The organism is Agrobacterium sp. LMR679, from assembly GCF_027157905.1.
Classification (GTDB): Bacteria; Pseudomonadota; Alphaproteobacteria; order Rhizobiales; family Rhizobiaceae; genus Agrobacterium; species Agrobacterium leguminum.
In genome coordinates, this window is record NZ_JAPVOJ010000002.1 from 449,177 (window position 1) to 463,683 (window position 14,507).

Consider the following 14,507-nt stretch of genomic DNA (forward strand, 5'->3'; position numbering starts at 1 on the left):
CTGTCCCCTTATCCGATCTTGATCACGGTATCGGATGTGAATGCAAATGTCGGGATGGCGAGGTTTTCCGGCGCCGGACCCTTACGTATGCGGCCCGCCGTATCGTAGTGCGAGCCATGGCAGGGACAGAACCACCCGCCGAAATCGCCGGCCTGGCCGAGCGGAACGCAACCGAGATGGGTACAGGAACCGACCATGACGATCCAGTTTTCCTTGCCCTCGCCGGCGGAGCGGTCGATATCCGTCGCCTGCGCGTCGACGGCGATGTTGGCATTGCGCGCCACGGGATCCTTCAGATCGCCGAGAGCGACGGCCTTGGCTTCCTCGATTTCCTTCTCCGTGCGGTTGCGGATGAAAATCGGCTTGCCGCGCCACTTCACGGTAAGCGACATGCCCGGCTCGACGGCCGTGACATCCACCTCGATGGAGGCGAGCGCCAGCGTCGATGCATCGGGACGCATCTGGTCGATAAAGGGCCATGCGACGGCGGCAGCACCGACAGCGCCCGCCATTCCCGTCACTAGGTAAAGAAAATCGCGACGGGTCGGTTCACCCGAAGCGTCGTGATTGGTTACGTGCTCGCTCACCGCTACACCATCCTCTGCGCTGTTTTTGCCGTAAATCGCATGAGTCCTCCCGCTATGATTTGATCCAAGACAAACTCCGTCCCATCGTCCTGGTCATTCTCGCGGCATTTGAGAAACCGCGTCATGTGTTTGATCGCAAAATATTGACTGACTTGGCAAGAGCAAAGCACACAAAGCTGCCGTAATTCTGCCGGAGGGGGCCGATTTGGCTCGCATTTTTTCGCCGTCCTTGGCAGGCGGGCAACATTGTGCGCATCCATGCACCATGTTAGGAGACTTCAAGGGAGAGCGCGGAAAGCAGGGATTCGGATGACGGCGAAGCTCTCTTGCATGGTCTCCACGGCGGTGGCTGCCGTTCTTTTCGTCGCCAGCCTGCGTTATGTGACGGATTTCTGGCTTCTCGCCTTCGTCACCAGTTTCCAGCTGCACATCGCCATCGTCTGTATCCTGCTCTCATGCCTCGTTTTCTGGCTGACGCGCGACGCGGTTTCGGCGCTCCTCGTCGTCTGGTCGCTTGCGCTCGCCATCCATGCCATTGCCATGCTTCTGGAATTTTCCACATCCGCCACCCCCGCGCCGGGCGCCAAACCCTTCCGGCTGCTCTCCTTCAACGTGCTGATGGACAATGCCGCCAATGCGGATGCAATTGCCGAGAAGATTGTCGAATCGGGTGCGGATGCGGTCTATCTCTTCGAGGCGGCGGCGCTGAAATCGGCCCTGCCGCGTCTTCAGCAAACCTATCCGCACAGGCTTGGCTGTTACACCGGAACGCCCGGATGCGATCTGGTCATCCTGTCAAAAAGACCGTTGCTGGAAGGCCGTTTCCACAGCCTCAGCGATCTTCGGCGGGACCGGTTCGCCATAGCCCATATCGATCTCGACGGCACGGAGCTGACGATCGCTGCCGGGCATATCACCAAGCCCTATTTCGACGATTATCATCGCGATGAACTCGATGAAGTGAGTGAAATTCTCTTTCGCGTCACCGGGCCTCTCATTCTGGCCGGAGATTTCAATTCGGCCAGCATCGCCCCTGACATGCGCGCTTTCCTCGCCGCCAACGATCTGAAGAAAGCGATCTTCGAACCCGCCACATGGCCGACGGAGGCCGGCCGCTTCGGCATCACCATCGACCACATCTTCGCCCGCGAACCGGCGACGCTGATGAAAACCACCCGCCTGCCCGACAGCCTCGGTTCCAATCATTATGGCCTGATGGCGGATTTCATGATCGGGAAATAGCCAAAGGCCTTATTGCGCCGCTTCGTCCGCGGCAAGGAAACCGCCCGACTGCCGCGCCCAGAGTTCCGAATAAAGACCGCCCTGCATAACGAGATCGGAATGGCTGCCCTGTTCGACGATGCGCCCCTGATCCATCACGATCAACCGGTCGAGAGCCGCGATGGTCGACAGGCGGTGGGCGATGGCCAGCACCGTCTTGCCCTGCATCAACTCGTCCAGATTGCTCTGGATCGCCGCCTCCACCTCCGAATCGAGCGCCGACGTCGCCTCATCGAGCACGAGGATCGGTGCGTCCTTCAGCATCACGCGGGCGATTGCGATGCGCTGTCGCTGGCCGCCGGACAATTTCACGCCGCGTTCGCCCACATGTGCGTCGAACCCCTTGCGACCGCGCTGATCCTCGAGCCTGGCGATGAAATCATCCGCCTTGGCTCGCCGCGTCGCCTCCTGCAATTGCGCTTCGATCGCGTCTGTACGGCCGAACAGGATATTGTCGCGAATGGAGCGATGCAGCAGCGACGTATCCTGCGTGACCATGCCGATATGGGCGCGCAGCGATTCCTGCGTCACCCTGGCGATATCCTGCCCGTCGATCAGGATGCGGCCTTTTTCAACATCGTAAAAACGCAGGAGCAGATTGACGAGGGTGGATTTTCCCGCCCCGGAGCGTCCGACGATGCCTACCTTCTCGCCCGCCCTGATTTCGAGATTGAGATGGTCGATGACGCCGTTCGCGCGCCCGTAATGGAAGCTGACATTTTCGAAACGGATGCCCGGCTTCCTGACCTCCAACACCGTCGCCTCCGGCGCATCGACGAGACCGATCGGCTGCGAAATCAGCTCGGCGGCATTCTGCACCGTGCCGAAATTGCGCATGATGCCGTTGAACTGCGTCATCAGCCGCCCGAGCAGGAAATTGAGGCGCAGCACCAGCGCCAGCGTGAAGGCGACAGCACCGGAACTGATCTTGCCGGAAAGCCACAAATCGATGCAGAGTGCGGCCATGGAGGTGATCATCACGCCGGACAGCAGCGCCATGGAGGCGCGCACGCCCGTGATGAACCGGGTGAATGTCATGGTCGCATGCTGGAAAATGTCGAAACCCTGCCGCATGTAGCGGTCATTGGCGTCGTCGCGCCCGAACAGCCGGAGCGTCTGGATATTGCTATAGGCATCCACCATGCGGCCGGAGAGCATCGAGGCGGCTTCCGCCGTTTCTTTGGAATGGTAGCGGATGCGCGGCACGAAATAGCGCGCCAGCAGCGAGAATATGCCCACCCAGACGACGACGACGACCGCAAGCCGCCAGTCCAGCCCGCCAATCAGGAACAGCATGGAAACGGAATAAATGCCGACGAACCACACGCTTTCCATCAGCGAGGTGACGAGATCGCCCGCCGCCTGCCCGCCCGACCAGACCTTGGTGACGATGCGGCCGGAAAAATCGTTCTGGAAAAAGGTCAGCGATTGCCGCGCCACGTGCATATGGGATTGCCAGCGCACCAGATTGTAAAAACCGGGCGTGATGATCTGCTGATCAACCAGCGCCGTTACCATGGTGACGATAAAACGCACGACGCCGATAAGCACCAGCATGCCCACCAGCTCGCCGCCATGGGCCGCAAGCAGCCCCGCCCAGCCCTCTTCCGGCTTTACCGTCGAGAGAATATCCACCAGCCGCCCGACGAACCAGAACAGCGCCGCCTCGATGGCCGCGGTCAGCCCGCCGAGCACCAGCATGGCGAAAAACGGCGCCTTGGCCTGCGAGATGTAAAACCAGATAAAGGCGAACGTGCTTTCAGGCGGCCGCAAATGGTCCTTGCGGGCGAAGGGCTTTATCCAGTTCTCGAAAAACTCGAAGATGCGGGTAATAACCATGATCCGGATATAGGCGGATTCCCGGAGCGGGAACAGCCGCGAAGGCTTCGGGAAGAGATTATATTTCGGTAACATTCGGGGAATGAAAAAGGGCGGGGAATGTTCCACCGGCCTGAGACTGATGACAACCTTCCTTCACGCCGGGCGTCATCCTCGGGCCTGTCCCGAGGATCTAACCACCTGTCCAATATTCAACGGTGGCAGATGCTCGGGACAGGCCCGAGCATGACGGAGGAGAGGTTTTCAGCATTTGTTGTCAACCTGAGGGCGGGAAACCCGCCCTCCGTCTTTCCTTACTCTGCCGCCACTTCCGCCTCATGGTCGGCGATGAAGCCGCCGGACTGGCGCCGCCACAGGTCGGCATAGATACCGCCCATCGCCACCAGTTCCGCATGGCTGCCCGCCTCCACGATCCGGCCCTTGTCGAGAATGATGAGCCGGTCCATTTCCGTCAGCGTCGACAGGCGGTGGGCGATCGCGATCACCGTCTTGCCTTCCATCAGCGAGAACAGGTTTTCCTGGATCGCCGCCTCGACTTCGGAGTCGAGCGCCGAAGTCGCCTCGTCCAGCACCAGGATCGGCGCGTTCTTGAGGAAGACGCGGGCGATTGCGATACGCTGGCGCTGGCCGCCGGAGAGCTTCACGCCGCGTTCGCCCACCTGCGCATCGAGGCCCTGACGGCCATGCATGTCGACAAGGGTTTCGATGAAGTCCCAGGCATTCGCCCGCTTCGCCGCCGCGATCACCTGCTCGTCCGTGGCCTCGGGGTGACCATAGGCGATGTTGTCGCGGATCGACCGGTGCAGCAGCGAGGTATCCTGCGTCACGACGCCGATCAGCTCGCGCAGGCTGTCCTGCGACACCTTGGAAATGTCCTGACCGTCGATGGTGATCCTGCCCGCTTCCAGATCGTAGAAGCGCAGAAGCAGGTTCATCAGCGTCGTCTTGCCCGCACCCGAACGCCCGACAAGACCGACCTTTTCGCCCGGCTTGATGTCGAGCGTCAGCCCGTCGATCACGCCCTTGTTCTTGCCGTAGTGGAAACGGACATTGTCATAACGGATCGCGCCCTGCGGGGCGGCGAGCTCAGGCGCTTTCGGAACGTCGACGATATCGTGCGGCTTCGTCATCATCGACATGCCGTCATAGACCGTGCCGATATTTTCGAACAGCGAGGTGACTTCCCACATGATCCACTGCGACATGCCGTTGACGCGCATGGCAAGGCTGATGGCGATGGCGACCGAACCGGCCGTAACCGAACCCTGCATCCAGAAATAAAGACCGAGCGCCGCCGTGGAAAACAGCACCAGGGCGTTGTTGAGGTCGATCAGGATGTTAAAGCCGGAAATCTTGCGCATCTGGCGGTGAACCGTGCCGAGAAACACGTTCATGCCCTCACGCGCATATCTTTCCTCGCGACCCGCATGGGAAAACAGCTTGATCGTCGAGATGTTGGTGTAGCTGTCGACGATCCGGCCCGTCATCATCGAGCGTGCATCGGCCTGCTCCTGCGCCAGCCGGCCGAGCTTCGGCACGAAATAAGCGAGGATGGCCATATAGATACCGAGCCAGACCAGCAGCGGAATGACAAGCCGCCAGTCCGCCGCCGCGACCATGAACAGCATCGAGACGACGAAGCTGATCGCATAAACGAAGACGTCGATCACCTTCAGCGCCACTTCGCGGATCGCCAGCGCCGTCTGCATCACCTTCGTGGAAACGCGGCCGGCAAACTCGTTGGCGAAGAAGTTCATGGAATGGCGCAGCAGGAAACGGTGCATCTTCCAGCGCGCAATCATGCCGAAATTGCCGGCAAGCGTCTGGTGCATCGTCATGGTGTGGATCGCGCCCATCAGCGGCAGCACGAAGAGCACCAGCGCCGCCATGCCGATCAGATGCCAGCCCTCATCGGCAAAAAACGTCTCGCGATTGGCCGTGGAAAGCCAGTCGACGATATTGCCGAGGAATTTGTAGAGCATGGCTTCCGCAATCGCGATGCCCATGGACATCAGGCCGAGCAGCAGGAGCCATGGCCATGCGGGCTTCACATAATGCCACAGGAACGGCAAAAGCTTCTTTGGCGGCACGGAGGGCGCCGAAGAGGGAAAAGGATCGAGGCGTTTTTCAAACCAGCCAAACATAGGCCAAGCTCCGGCAATCAATCGCTCCATCGTGACATGGTGAGCGGACACAAATATGGCTCACGACGGAACGGAAAAGTCTTTGGATATGGCCGTGACAGCCACATGACGAATCGAAAAATGGGAAACGCGGGCGAACCGCGGAGTAACACCTAAGCCAGCAGCGGCACGACGGGGGCCGGGAGGCGAATGCGAATATCATTTGGCATGAGAACCTCCCTTGGCTGGTGTTGAAGATATGGCCTTGTAGCGCAAAATTTAGTCAATGACCAGTCGGAAAGACACCGAATACGCGAGAAAACACGCAGGTGCCGCCCAAAGGCGAACGGGCGGAGATGACCCCGCGAGGTCTCCGCCCGTTAAACGATGCGCACGTCGCCCTATTCGGCCGCGTCCTGCGCCTCCGCGCTTTCATAGCTCGCAATCAACTCGACCATTCCGGCCTGCGTATGCCGCTTCAATTCCCGGCGGTCGCTGGGCTGCGGCGCAAAGGTAACAGTCAGCCCCGTGTCCCTTATCGTGCCGATGGCGAAGGACGCACCGGACAGCATGCGCACGCCTTCATGCAGCCAAAGCGGATCGGTGGCGAAATGCTGGCCGATGCCGACCACGACGGGAATGCCCTGCCAGTGCGACATGCGGTCGTAATGGATGTGGCCCGCAAGAATGCCGATGACATCATGCTCGAACAGCACCTCGTCCAGCGCCTCGGTATCCGCGAAGGAAAGCGATTCCCACTCCGCCTCCGGGCGGTCGAAATCGAGCGCCGGCGCATGGTGCATCACCAGCAGCTTCGGCAGTTCGGGGTGGTTTTCAAGTTCGTCCTCGAGCCATTCGATCTGCCCCGGCTCGAAAGCACCGCCGACCTTGCCCGGAACGCTGGTGTCCATGACAATGATGTGGATGCCGGCAATGACCTCGGCATGGTCATAGGGCTCGTCCAGATCCTCATGGCGGTCGAGCATGACCGGATAAAAACCGTCGCGGCGGTCGTGATTGCCGAGCGCGAAGAGCACCGGCATATCGAGTTCCGCTTCCGCCATCAGCCGCTTGAGTTCCTCATAGCTGCCGGCATCGCCCCTGTTGGTCAGATCGCCGCTGGCGACGATGAATTCAGGCGGCGGCACGAGCGCCTTGATCTGCGCAAGCGTCGCGGAAAGCGTGGCCGAGGTTTCGGAATATAGATCATCGTCCTGCACCTGCGGATTGCCCACATGCAGATCGGTCAGATGGACGAAATTCACCCGTTCGGACATGATGTCCTCCTGTTGTTGCGTGCAGAAAATCCGGCTCGAAACGGCCTGTCCCGACCATTCACGATGGTCCGGGCAAACCCGACGATGCGCTGGTGAATGGGTAGCCGCCCTGTATGTCACGCGAATGAACATTGAGCCGGGAACAACGCCTCAAAGGGACTTTTCACAGCATAGCTGTCGCCCGGCCCCTGCCCGTGATAATCGGACGGGCACCCCAATCGCAGTGAGACGTCCATGCCCGATACCATGCCCGAAATCAGGATCGCCCTTTACCAGCCCGATATTCCCGGCAACACCGGCACCATCCTGCGGCTGGCCGCCTGTCTCGGCCTCGGCGTCGATATCATCGAGCCGGCGGGCTTCGATATTTCCGACCGTAATCTGAAACGGGCGGGCATGGATTATATCGCGGCGGCGGCGCTGACGCGCCATGTCAGCTGGGACCGTTTCGAGGAATGGCGGGCAACCACCGGCCGCCGTCTCGTTCTCGCCTCCACCAAAGCCGCCCTGCGCTATACGAAGATCGCCTACCGCAAGGATGACATCCTGCTTTTCGGCCGCGAAAGTGCGGGCGTACCGGACCATGTGCATGAAAAGGCAGAGGTGCGAATCATCATCCCCATGGTGGCGGGACAGCGCTCCATCAACGTCGCCATGTCGGCGGCGATGATCGCCGGCGAGGCTTTGCGTCAGGTGGCATGGGCATAGGCGCCATTTTTAACGCCAATTTTTCGGGCAAATACAAAATTTGACCGTTTTTACTTCAAAACTGTCGCAACCCGGCCTGTACCGGGGGCATCGAGGCTCCTATACTAATTAGCCGGACAATAAAAATCGTGCTCGCCGGAACCATCCGCCGGCGGGTGTGAGGAGACGTCGCATGCAATCCACCATTGTCATCGTCAACCTTCTCGGCGCCGTCGCGCTGCTGCTCTTCGGCCTTGCCCAGGTCAAGGATGGCGTCACCCGCGCCTTCGGCATGAAACTGCGAAGCGTGCTGGCCACCGGCACCCAGAACGGTCCGCGCTCCTTCTTTTCCGGCTTCTTCGCCACCGTCGCGCTGCAAAGTTCGACGGCGACCGCGCTCACCGTCGCCTCCTTTGCTGAACGAGACCTCATCAGGCCGCGCATGGCGCAGGTGGTGCTGCTCGGCGCCAATGTCGGCACCGCCGTTACCGCATGGATCGTGGCAGCCGGGGTGGAATGGCTGTCGCCGCTGTTGATCCTTGCGGGCATTGTTTTGAAAAAGGGCAGTTCCAACGCCCGGCAGGGCGGCGGAACGGCGCTGATCGGCATCGGCCTCATGCTTCTGTCGCTGCATCTGTTGAGCGGCGCGACAGAACCGATGCGCACCTCGCCGGCTCTCGGCGTCTTTATCGGCCTGCTTGACGGGGCGTGGCCCGTCGCGCTGATCTTTTCCGCCGTGCTCGCCTTCGTTTCGTCTTCCAGCCTCGCCGTCGTGGTGCTCATACTGTCGCTGGCCGCCACCGGCACGCTTTCCACCGGCCTCATCATCGTGCTCATTCTCGGCGCCAATCTCGGCGGCGCCATTCCGCCGGTCATCGCCACGCTTTCCGGCCCCGCCTCGGCGCGGCGCATCACCATGGGCAACCTTCTGGTGCGCACCATTGGCTGCCTCATCGCCCTGCCACTCGCCTCCTATGGCGCGGAGTTCCTGCAGCAATTGCCGCTTTCGCCTGCAAAATTGCCGGTCGACGCCCATCTGATCTTCAACGTCATTCTGGCGGCGCTGGCCTGGCCCTTCTCCGGCCTCCTGTCCGACCTGATGGCAAGGCTGGTGCCGGGCGATCCGAAAGCCGAAGACGGCCCGAATTTCCTCGACCAGCAGGCACTGGACATGCCGGTCGTGGCGCTTGCCAACGCCACCCGGGAAGTCTTAAGCGTCGGCGACAGCATCGAGCGGATGCTGATCCGCGCCGAAAACGCCTTCAAGCATAATGATCTCGCACCGCTTCAGGAGGTTTCCCTGCTCGAAAACAAGGTCGACCGCCGCCAGCAGGAGGTGAAGGTCTATCTGTCGCAGCTGGGACGCAAGGGGCTTTCCGACGAAGAAGCGCGCCGTTCGATCGCCATCATCGATTATGCCATCAACCTCGAACATATCGGCGATATCATCGAAAAGGGCATTTGCGAGCAGATCCGCAAGAAGGTGTTGAACAGCTTCAAATTTTCCGATGACGGTTATGAGGAATTGAAAACCCTGTTCGACATGACCATCGAGAACCTGCGCGCCGCCCAGAGCATTCTGGTAACCGGCGATTTCGAGCTCGCCCGCAGGCTGATGGAAAGCAAGGTGGATATACGCCGCCTCGAAAAACAGTCCTCCAACCGCCATCTGGAGCGGCTGCGCGACGGGCTGGCGGAAAGCATGCAGACCAGTTCGCTGCATCTCGACATGCTGCGCGACCTCAAACGCATCAACGCCCATATCGTCACGGTGGCGCATCCCATTCTGGATGAAAGTGGCGTGCTGATCGAAAGCCGCCTGCGTTATGCCGAGCCCCGCGCCTGAAAGCATTTCCGGGGAAATGCGAAACCGCTCTAAACTTCAATCGGCAGAAGGAAGCCGTCGCATGGTGAATTCGATGCGGTCGCCTTCCAGTTGCCGCCAGCTTTCCACTTCCGTCCAGTAGGCCGCTTTCGGAAAGCTGTCGAACCATTCGCGCGCCTTGGCGCGGGCTTCCTCGCGTCCGAGACAGAAGGTCTGCCGCACGAACATGCCATTACGTGTCTTGTCGTCGCCCGAGCCTTCACGCGCCTTGCGGTGATTGGCGATCCTGCGCTTCAGCCCGTCCAGGGGCGGCGGTCCGGTAAATTTCGTCATGATATTCACCTCTGGCACCTACATCGATAAAGATAGTGCCCGCATGTGAACTTGGCGAGTCGAATTTGTGCGCGGGGCCTGCACCTGCTAGACGCGACAGGGAATCGACTTCACCAAAGGAGAATACGCATGGAACGGCCAATCTTGCCGAAGGGCTTGCCCGACGACATCGAAGACAAGAAGGCCCTTGCCCAAGCCTGGTTCCAGCATCTGCGCGACACCATCGTTAACTCCTTCGAGACCCTCGAAAACGACCTGACCGGCCCTCTTTCCGATCAGGAGCCCGGCCGTTTCGTCCAGAAAGACTGGCTGCGCGACAATGGCGAGGGGGCGGCGGCAAGATGTCGATGATGGAAGGCCGCGTCTTCGAGAAGGTCGGCGTCCACACCTCCACCGTCTATGGCGAATTCTCGCCGGAATTCCGCAAGCAGATACCGGGTGCGGAAGAAGACCCGCGTTTCTGGGCCTCCGGCCTCTCGCTCATCGCCCATCCCGTCAACCCCAATGTGCCGGCCGTGCACATGAACACCCGCATGGTCGTCACCACCAGCCACTGGTTCGGCGGCGGTGCGGATCTGACGCCGGTGCTGGGACGCAGACGGACGCAGGAAGACCCGGACAGCCAGCTTTTCCACCGTGCCTTCGAAATCACCTGCAACCGCCATCCGGTTGCCGATTATCCGCGCTACAAGACGTGGTGCGACGAGTATTTCTTCCTGAAGCACCGTAACGAAGCCCGCGGCATCGGCGGTATCTTTTTCGACTGGCTGCACCCGCAGGAGCAAAATGGCGGCTGGGACGCCAATTTTGCCTTCGTGCAGGATGTCGGCCGCGCCTTCAATCTGGTCTATCCGAAAATCGTCCGCGCCAATTTCAACCAGAACTGGACGGAAGAAGATCGTGACGAGCAGCTCATCCGCCGCGGCCGCTATGTGGAATTCAACCTGCTTTACGATCGCGGCACGATCTTCGGCCTGAAGACCGGCGGTAACGTCGAATCGATTCTCTCCTCGCTGCCGCCGGTGGTGCGCTGGCCCTAAAAAACCTCACGCAAATTTGACGCTCATCAGCCAATTTGTCGCAAATAGCGCAAATTAGGACTTATGGAAAAATCAAGGCAATGATAGTCTCCTCCCCGCAGACGTACTGGAGGAGCTATCGTCATGATTACTTCGAACAGCATGCCTATCTCTGCTTCCCCCGAGGGAGCGCCACAATCCATCGATACCCCGGAATTGATCGACCGTCTGGCAGCGGAAATGCGCGCCACGGGTGATCGCGAACTGCCGCATTCCTTTTATGTCGAACAGGTAAAACGCTCGCTGGCCGGACAAAAAACGGCATGGCGGGCAGCCAATGACGAAATGCCTCGTACAAAAATTCCGGCAGCCGGCACATCCTCTGTTTTCCAGTGCTGGGCGATGCCCGAATAGGGGCCTGAATAAGGTCGAAGGACGCCGCTCTGGAACATAAGCGGTGAACATTCGTTTCCTGTCGGAGGGACAGCAGGCAATTGAATTGCTGTCCCTCGCTCTCGCACATTCTTCCTGTCGAAAATCGATTCCGGTTTTCGACAGGAAGAATGTGCAGACTCAAGATGTTAGAGCGTCCTTTATGCGTCCGAACGGATGCATGGCGCTCTAAAACAGGGAGGCAAGACCATGAGACTGTTTGAATGTGGAACGCTCGTGCCCGGCTGTGCCTGGCACACGCGCGCAGATGACGACGCCGAAGTTGTGCGCCGCACCGTGGAACATATGCGATCGGCGCACGGCGAAACCGTCATCCGCGAGAACATGATCGAAAACATCAAATCCCGCATTCGCGACGAGGCAAATGCGGCCTGAGCCGCAACGCCGCCGTCGCTGACCTCAATTCTCCAGCATATCCTTCAGCCGGGCGGTCAAAGCTGCCCGGTCGAGTGAGAAATTGACGTCGATCCACTTTTCCTCGAGGCTTTTCAGCACTTCGCCCACCTTCGGGCCGGCCTCGACGCCCGCGGCCATCACATCAGCACCGCTCAGCGGAAAGCCCGGTTTGTGGAATTTTTCCGCCCGCGCCAGCAAAGTCGAAAGCCGCGCCACTTTCTGCATGGCGGTGTCGCCAGCCGAAAGATCGGCACGGGCCGAAGCAAGCGCCAGTTTCAGCCGCGTCTTCACGCCTTCGACGCCCTGACGATAAAGCAGCCGGTCGAGCGCCGTCTCCTTCAGCTCGGGATCAGCCGCCGGAGCCGAAGCCCAATGGGCAAGATAACCCGCCTCGGCTTTCGACAGCCGGAGGCGCGCGGCAAGGGCGGCCAGCCGGTCCCTGTCCGGCGGCACGATGGCGGCAAGCCGCAGCATCGGGTCCACTGCCCAGCCGAGAGCCTGCTCCGTCGCCACCAGCCCGTGAATGGCATCGATGCCCCATTTTTCCGTTTCGGGCAGAATTTCCGCCAGAACACCCGATTGCCGCATCCACAAAAGAGCGCGGGAAGGATCGCGGGCGGAAAGCAGCTTTTTCAGCTCGCTCCACACCCGCTCGGCCGAAAGGGTGCCCAGCTTGTCCTTGGCCCGCGCGCTCGCCCGCAAGCCGTCCGCATCCGGGCGACCGGAGCCATAATGGGCGAAAAACCGGAAAAACCGGAGAATCCGCAGGTAATCTTCCGAAATCCGCATCGCCGCATCGCCGATGAAGCGCACCGTGCCGGTCTCGATATCAGGAAGACCATCGACAAGGTCGATGATCTCACCCTTTTCGTCGGCATAGAGGGCATTGATGGTAAGGTCGCGCCGCTCGGCGTCGGTCTGCCAGTCAGTGCCGAAGGCTACCTGTGCGTGGCGGCCATTGGTTTCGACATCGCGGCGCAACGTCGTCACCTCGAAACCTTCGCCATCGATCACCAGCGTTACGGTGCCGTGCTCGATGCCGGTCGGCACCGCTTTGATGCCCGCAGCCTTGGCCCGAGCAACAACCACGTCAGGGGTCAGCGTCGTCGCCATGTCGACATCGACCACCGGCAGGTCCATCAGCGCATTGCGCACCGCGCCGCCGACGATCCGCACCTCGCCGCCATCCGCATTCAGAAGCGTAAAGATGCGCTTCAGCGCCGGTTTTTCAAACCAGTCCCGCCCGGCAAGGCTATTCATGTATAAAACCTCTCGTAAATCGTTCGCACGATGCCCGCCGTAATGCCCCAAATATAGCGTTCGCCATAGGGCATTTCGTAGAAAAACCGCTCCTTCCCCTGAAAGATGCGGCTGCCGCGGCCGTGATTGGCCGGGTCCATCAGGAAGGACAACGGCACCTCGAAAACCTCGTCCACCTCAGTGGGATTAAGCGTTAAATCAAAGCCGGGGCGGACGACTGATAGCACCGGCTTGATGCGAAAACCCGTCCCAGAAATATAATCCGGCAGGCGCCCGACCGTTTCCACGAAAGACCGCGACAGGCCGATCTCCTCTTCCGTCTCGCGCAGCGCCGCCTCTTCCGGCGTGCGGTCCTCGGCATCGATGCCGCCGCCGGGAAAGGAAATCTGGCCTGAATGCTGGCGCAGGGTTGCGGTGCGCTGGGTGAAAATCACCCGCGCATCGTTGCCATCGTCGATAACCGGTATCAGCACTGCGGCATCCTTCAGCCGGATGCCGTTGCCAGACAGCACCACGCCCGGATTGAGCACATGGTCGCCATTTTCCCGCTCGGCCACGCCCTCGCCTTCCTGCAGCACCCGGCGGCGGAAATCGGTGGCGGTAAAAGCCTTGAGGCCCGTTGTCATCATCGTCATTGTGAAAGCCGTTCCAGTTCCTTGGCGGGCATCACCGGAAAGATCACCCCGCCCGAGCGCACCGCAAACATGTCGACGCCATCCACGTCGATCACCTCGCCGAGTGCCGCGAGATCATACATCACGGCCCGTGAGACGAGCGCCTCCAGCCGGCCGCGCACCAGAAGATAGGGTTTCAATTCGCGGTTTTCACCGAAAATTTCAAAGCGCAGCGGATGCTCCGGCCCTGCCTCCACCACGTCGCCGACATTGGTGCGAAAGGTCAGCAGGGATTCGCCATCCGCACCAGCGGAAGTCACCGTCATTTCCACGGCGACGAAGGGTGCATCCACCACCCGGATGCCGACTTTTTCCACAGGAGTTACAAGATAGGTTTTACCGTCCTCATCCTTGCGCAGAACCGTGGAAAACAGCCGAACCAGAGGTGCCCGTCCGATGGGTGTCCCGAGGTAGAACCACGTGCCGTCAGCACGGATTTCCATGTCGAGATCACCACAAAACGGCGGATTCCAGCGCTCCACCGGGGCCGGCCCCCGCTTGGCGTCGCCGCTCTGTTCGGCGGCACGGGAAATCATCGCCGCAAGCCCCGCCGCATCACCAGCCGAATTTATCGTCTCCGCTGCCATATTCGAGTCTCGCTTTGCCGATAAGGAAATACTAAGTCACGACATAGTCATTCGAATGGCGCTTGTCAGCGGCCAAGAGAGCAATAAGCTAGATGCAGCGCAAAATCCGCCCCGGTTGGCAACCAGCAAAACCGGGATGCGAATGCGACAGCGGCGAAGGTATGAG

General features: G+C 60.3%; 13 protein-coding genes and 1 pseudogene. 6 read left to right on the forward strand and 8 right to left on the reverse strand.

Going from position 1 to position 14,507, the window contains the following annotated elements:
• Positions 1-8 precede the first annotated feature (8 nt).
• The gene (gene petA / locus O3W47_RS13005; RefSeq protein ID WP_080816272.1) at positions 9-587 is read right to left on the reverse strand and encodes a ubiquinol-cytochrome c reductase iron-sulfur subunit; all 579 of its coding nucleotides are present in this window, start codon (positions 585-587) and stop codon (positions 9-11) included.
• 309 nt (positions 588-896) lie between these two features.
• On the opposite strand from petA, the gene O3W47_RS13010 reads away from it, so the two are divergent.
• On the forward strand, positions 897-1,829 hold the full coding sequence (locus O3W47_RS13010; protein ID WP_269313905.1) for an endonuclease/exonuclease/phosphatase family protein: 933 nt from the start codon (positions 897-899) through the stop codon (positions 1,827-1,829).
• 9 nt (positions 1,830-1,838) lie between these two features.
• Here O3W47_RS13010 and O3W47_RS13015 read toward each other — a convergent pair whose 3' ends face one another.
• From O3W47_RS13015 to O3W47_RS13025, 3 genes are all read right to left on the reverse strand, one after another.
• Positions 1,839-3,782 carry an ABC transporter ATP-binding protein gene (locus O3W47_RS13015; protein WP_442864621.1) on the reverse strand — a complete coding sequence of 648 codons (1,944 nt, stop codon included), beginning with the start codon at positions 3,780-3,782 and terminating at the stop codon, positions 1,839-1,841.
• Between the two features lie 218 nt (positions 3,783-4,000).
• On the reverse strand, positions 4,001-5,851 hold the full coding sequence (locus tag O3W47_RS13020) for an ABC transporter ATP-binding protein (RefSeq protein ID WP_003523098.1): 1,851 nt from the start codon (positions 5,849-5,851) through the stop codon (positions 4,001-4,003).
• A gap of 380 nt (positions 5,852-6,231) precedes the next feature.
• Positions 6,232-7,107 carry a phosphodiesterase gene (locus tag O3W47_RS13025; protein WP_137003845.1) on the reverse strand — a complete coding sequence of 292 codons (876 nt, stop codon included), beginning with the start codon at positions 7,105-7,107 and terminating at the stop codon, positions 6,232-6,234.
• Positions 7,108-7,353: 246 nt separating this feature from the next.
• Here O3W47_RS13025 and O3W47_RS13030 point away from each other — a divergent pair, with 246 nt between their 5' ends.
• Together O3W47_RS13030 and O3W47_RS13035 are read left to right on the forward strand one after the other, a co-directional pair.
• A complete protein-coding gene (locus O3W47_RS13030) occupies positions 7,354-7,815 on the forward strand; it encodes a tRNA (cytidine(34)-2'-O)-methyltransferase (RefSeq protein ID WP_269314835.1) in 462 nt (153 codons plus the stop codon).
• Positions 7,816-7,987: 172 nt separating this feature from the next.
• Positions 7,988-9,640, forward strand: a complete 1,653-nt coding sequence (locus tag O3W47_RS13035; protein WP_080816260.1) for a Na/Pi cotransporter family protein — start codon at positions 7,988-7,990, stop codon at positions 9,638-9,640.
• 36 nt (positions 9,641-9,676) lie between these two features.
• On the opposite strand, the gene O3W47_RS13040 is transcribed toward O3W47_RS13035, so the two are convergent.
• Positions 9,677-9,952 (reverse strand): hypothetical protein, encoded by a 276-nt coding sequence (locus O3W47_RS13040; protein WP_003523094.1) that lies wholly within the window; start codon positions 9,950-9,952, stop codon positions 9,677-9,679.
• A 129-nt stretch (positions 9,953-10,081) separates the two neighbouring features.
• On the opposite strand from O3W47_RS13040, the pseudogene hemF reads away from it, so the two are divergent.
• From hemF to O3W47_RS13055, 3 genes and pseudogenes are all read left to right on the forward strand, one after another.
• Positions 10,082-10,992: pseudogene (gene hemF / locus O3W47_RS13045) on the forward strand (oxygen-dependent coproporphyrinogen oxidase).
• 123 nt (positions 10,993-11,115) lie between these two features.
• A complete protein-coding gene (locus O3W47_RS13050; protein WP_269313906.1) occupies positions 11,116-11,385 on the forward strand; it encodes a hypothetical protein in 270 nt (89 codons plus the stop codon).
• A 228-nt stretch (positions 11,386-11,613) separates the two neighbouring features.
• Positions 11,614-11,799 carry a DUF1059 domain-containing protein gene (locus O3W47_RS13055; protein ID WP_003523091.1) on the forward strand — a complete coding sequence of 62 codons (186 nt, stop codon included), beginning with the start codon at positions 11,614-11,616 and terminating at the stop codon, positions 11,797-11,799.
• Between the two features lie 24 nt (positions 11,800-11,823).
• On the opposite strand, the gene O3W47_RS13060 is transcribed toward O3W47_RS13055, so the two are convergent.
• The 3 genes from O3W47_RS13060 to O3W47_RS13070 are packed head-to-tail and all read right to left on the reverse strand — an operon-like array spanning position 11,824 to position 14,341.
• Entirely contained in the window at positions 11,824-13,080 is a 1,257-nt protein-coding gene (locus O3W47_RS13060) for a CCA tRNA nucleotidyltransferase (protein WP_269313907.1), read from the reverse strand.
• Positions 13,077-13,715 (reverse strand): NUDIX hydrolase, encoded by a 639-nt coding sequence (locus O3W47_RS13065; protein WP_080816253.1) that lies wholly within the window; start codon positions 13,713-13,715, stop codon positions 13,077-13,079. The genes O3W47_RS13060 and O3W47_RS13065 overlap by 4 nt, the downstream gene beginning before the upstream one ends.
• On the reverse strand, positions 13,712-14,341 hold the full coding sequence (locus O3W47_RS13070; RefSeq protein ID WP_269313908.1) for a DUF1285 domain-containing protein: 630 nt from the start codon (positions 14,339-14,341) through the stop codon (positions 13,712-13,714). The genes O3W47_RS13065 and O3W47_RS13070 overlap by 4 nt, the downstream gene beginning before the upstream one ends.
• Between the last annotated feature and the right edge of the window lie 166 nt (positions 14,342-14,507).

Bases quoted from the DNA above. Each gene is read 5' to 3' on its own strand.
- O3W47_RS13010 (WP_269313905.1), top strand. From the start codon at position 897: ATGACGGCGAAGCTCTCTTGCATGGTCTCCACGGCGGTGGCTGCCGTT.
- O3W47_RS13015 (WP_442864621.1), bottom strand. From the start codon at position 3,782: ATGTTACCGAAATATAATCTCTTCCCGAAGCCTTCGCGGCTGTTCCCG.
- O3W47_RS13020 (WP_003523098.1), bottom strand. From the start codon at position 5,851: ATGTTTGGCTGGTTTGAAAAACGCCTCGATCCTTTTCCCTCTTCGGCG.
- O3W47_RS13025 (WP_137003845.1), bottom strand. From the start codon at position 7,107: ATGTCCGAACGGGTGAATTTCGTCCATCTGACCGATCTGCATGTGGGC.
- O3W47_RS13030 (WP_269314835.1), top strand. From the start codon at position 7,354: ATGCCCGAAATCAGGATCGCCCTTTACCAGCCCGATATTCCCGGCAAC.
- O3W47_RS13035 (WP_080816260.1), top strand. From the start codon at position 7,988: ATGCAATCCACCATTGTCATCGTCAACCTTCTCGGCGCCGTCGCGCTG.
- O3W47_RS13040 (WP_003523094.1), bottom strand. From the start codon at position 9,952: ATGACGAAATTTACCGGACCGCCGCCCCTGGACGGGCTGAAGCGCAGG.
- O3W47_RS13050 (WP_269313906.1), top strand. From the start codon at position 11,116: ATGATTACTTCGAACAGCATGCCTATCTCTGCTTCCCCCGAGGGAGCG.
- O3W47_RS13055 (WP_003523091.1), top strand. From the start codon at position 11,614: ATGAGACTGTTTGAATGTGGAACGCTCGTGCCCGGCTGTGCCTGGCAC.
- O3W47_RS13060 (WP_269313907.1), bottom strand. From the start codon at position 13,080: ATGAATAGCCTTGCCGGGCGGGACTGGTTTGAAAAACCGGCGCTGAAG.
- O3W47_RS13065 (WP_080816253.1), bottom strand. From the start codon at position 13,715: ATGACGATGATGACAACGGGCCTCAAGGCTTTTACCGCCACCGATTTC.
- O3W47_RS13070 (WP_269313908.1), bottom strand. From the start codon at position 14,341: ATGGCAGCGGAGACGATAAATTCGGCTGGTGATGCGGCGGGGCTTGCG.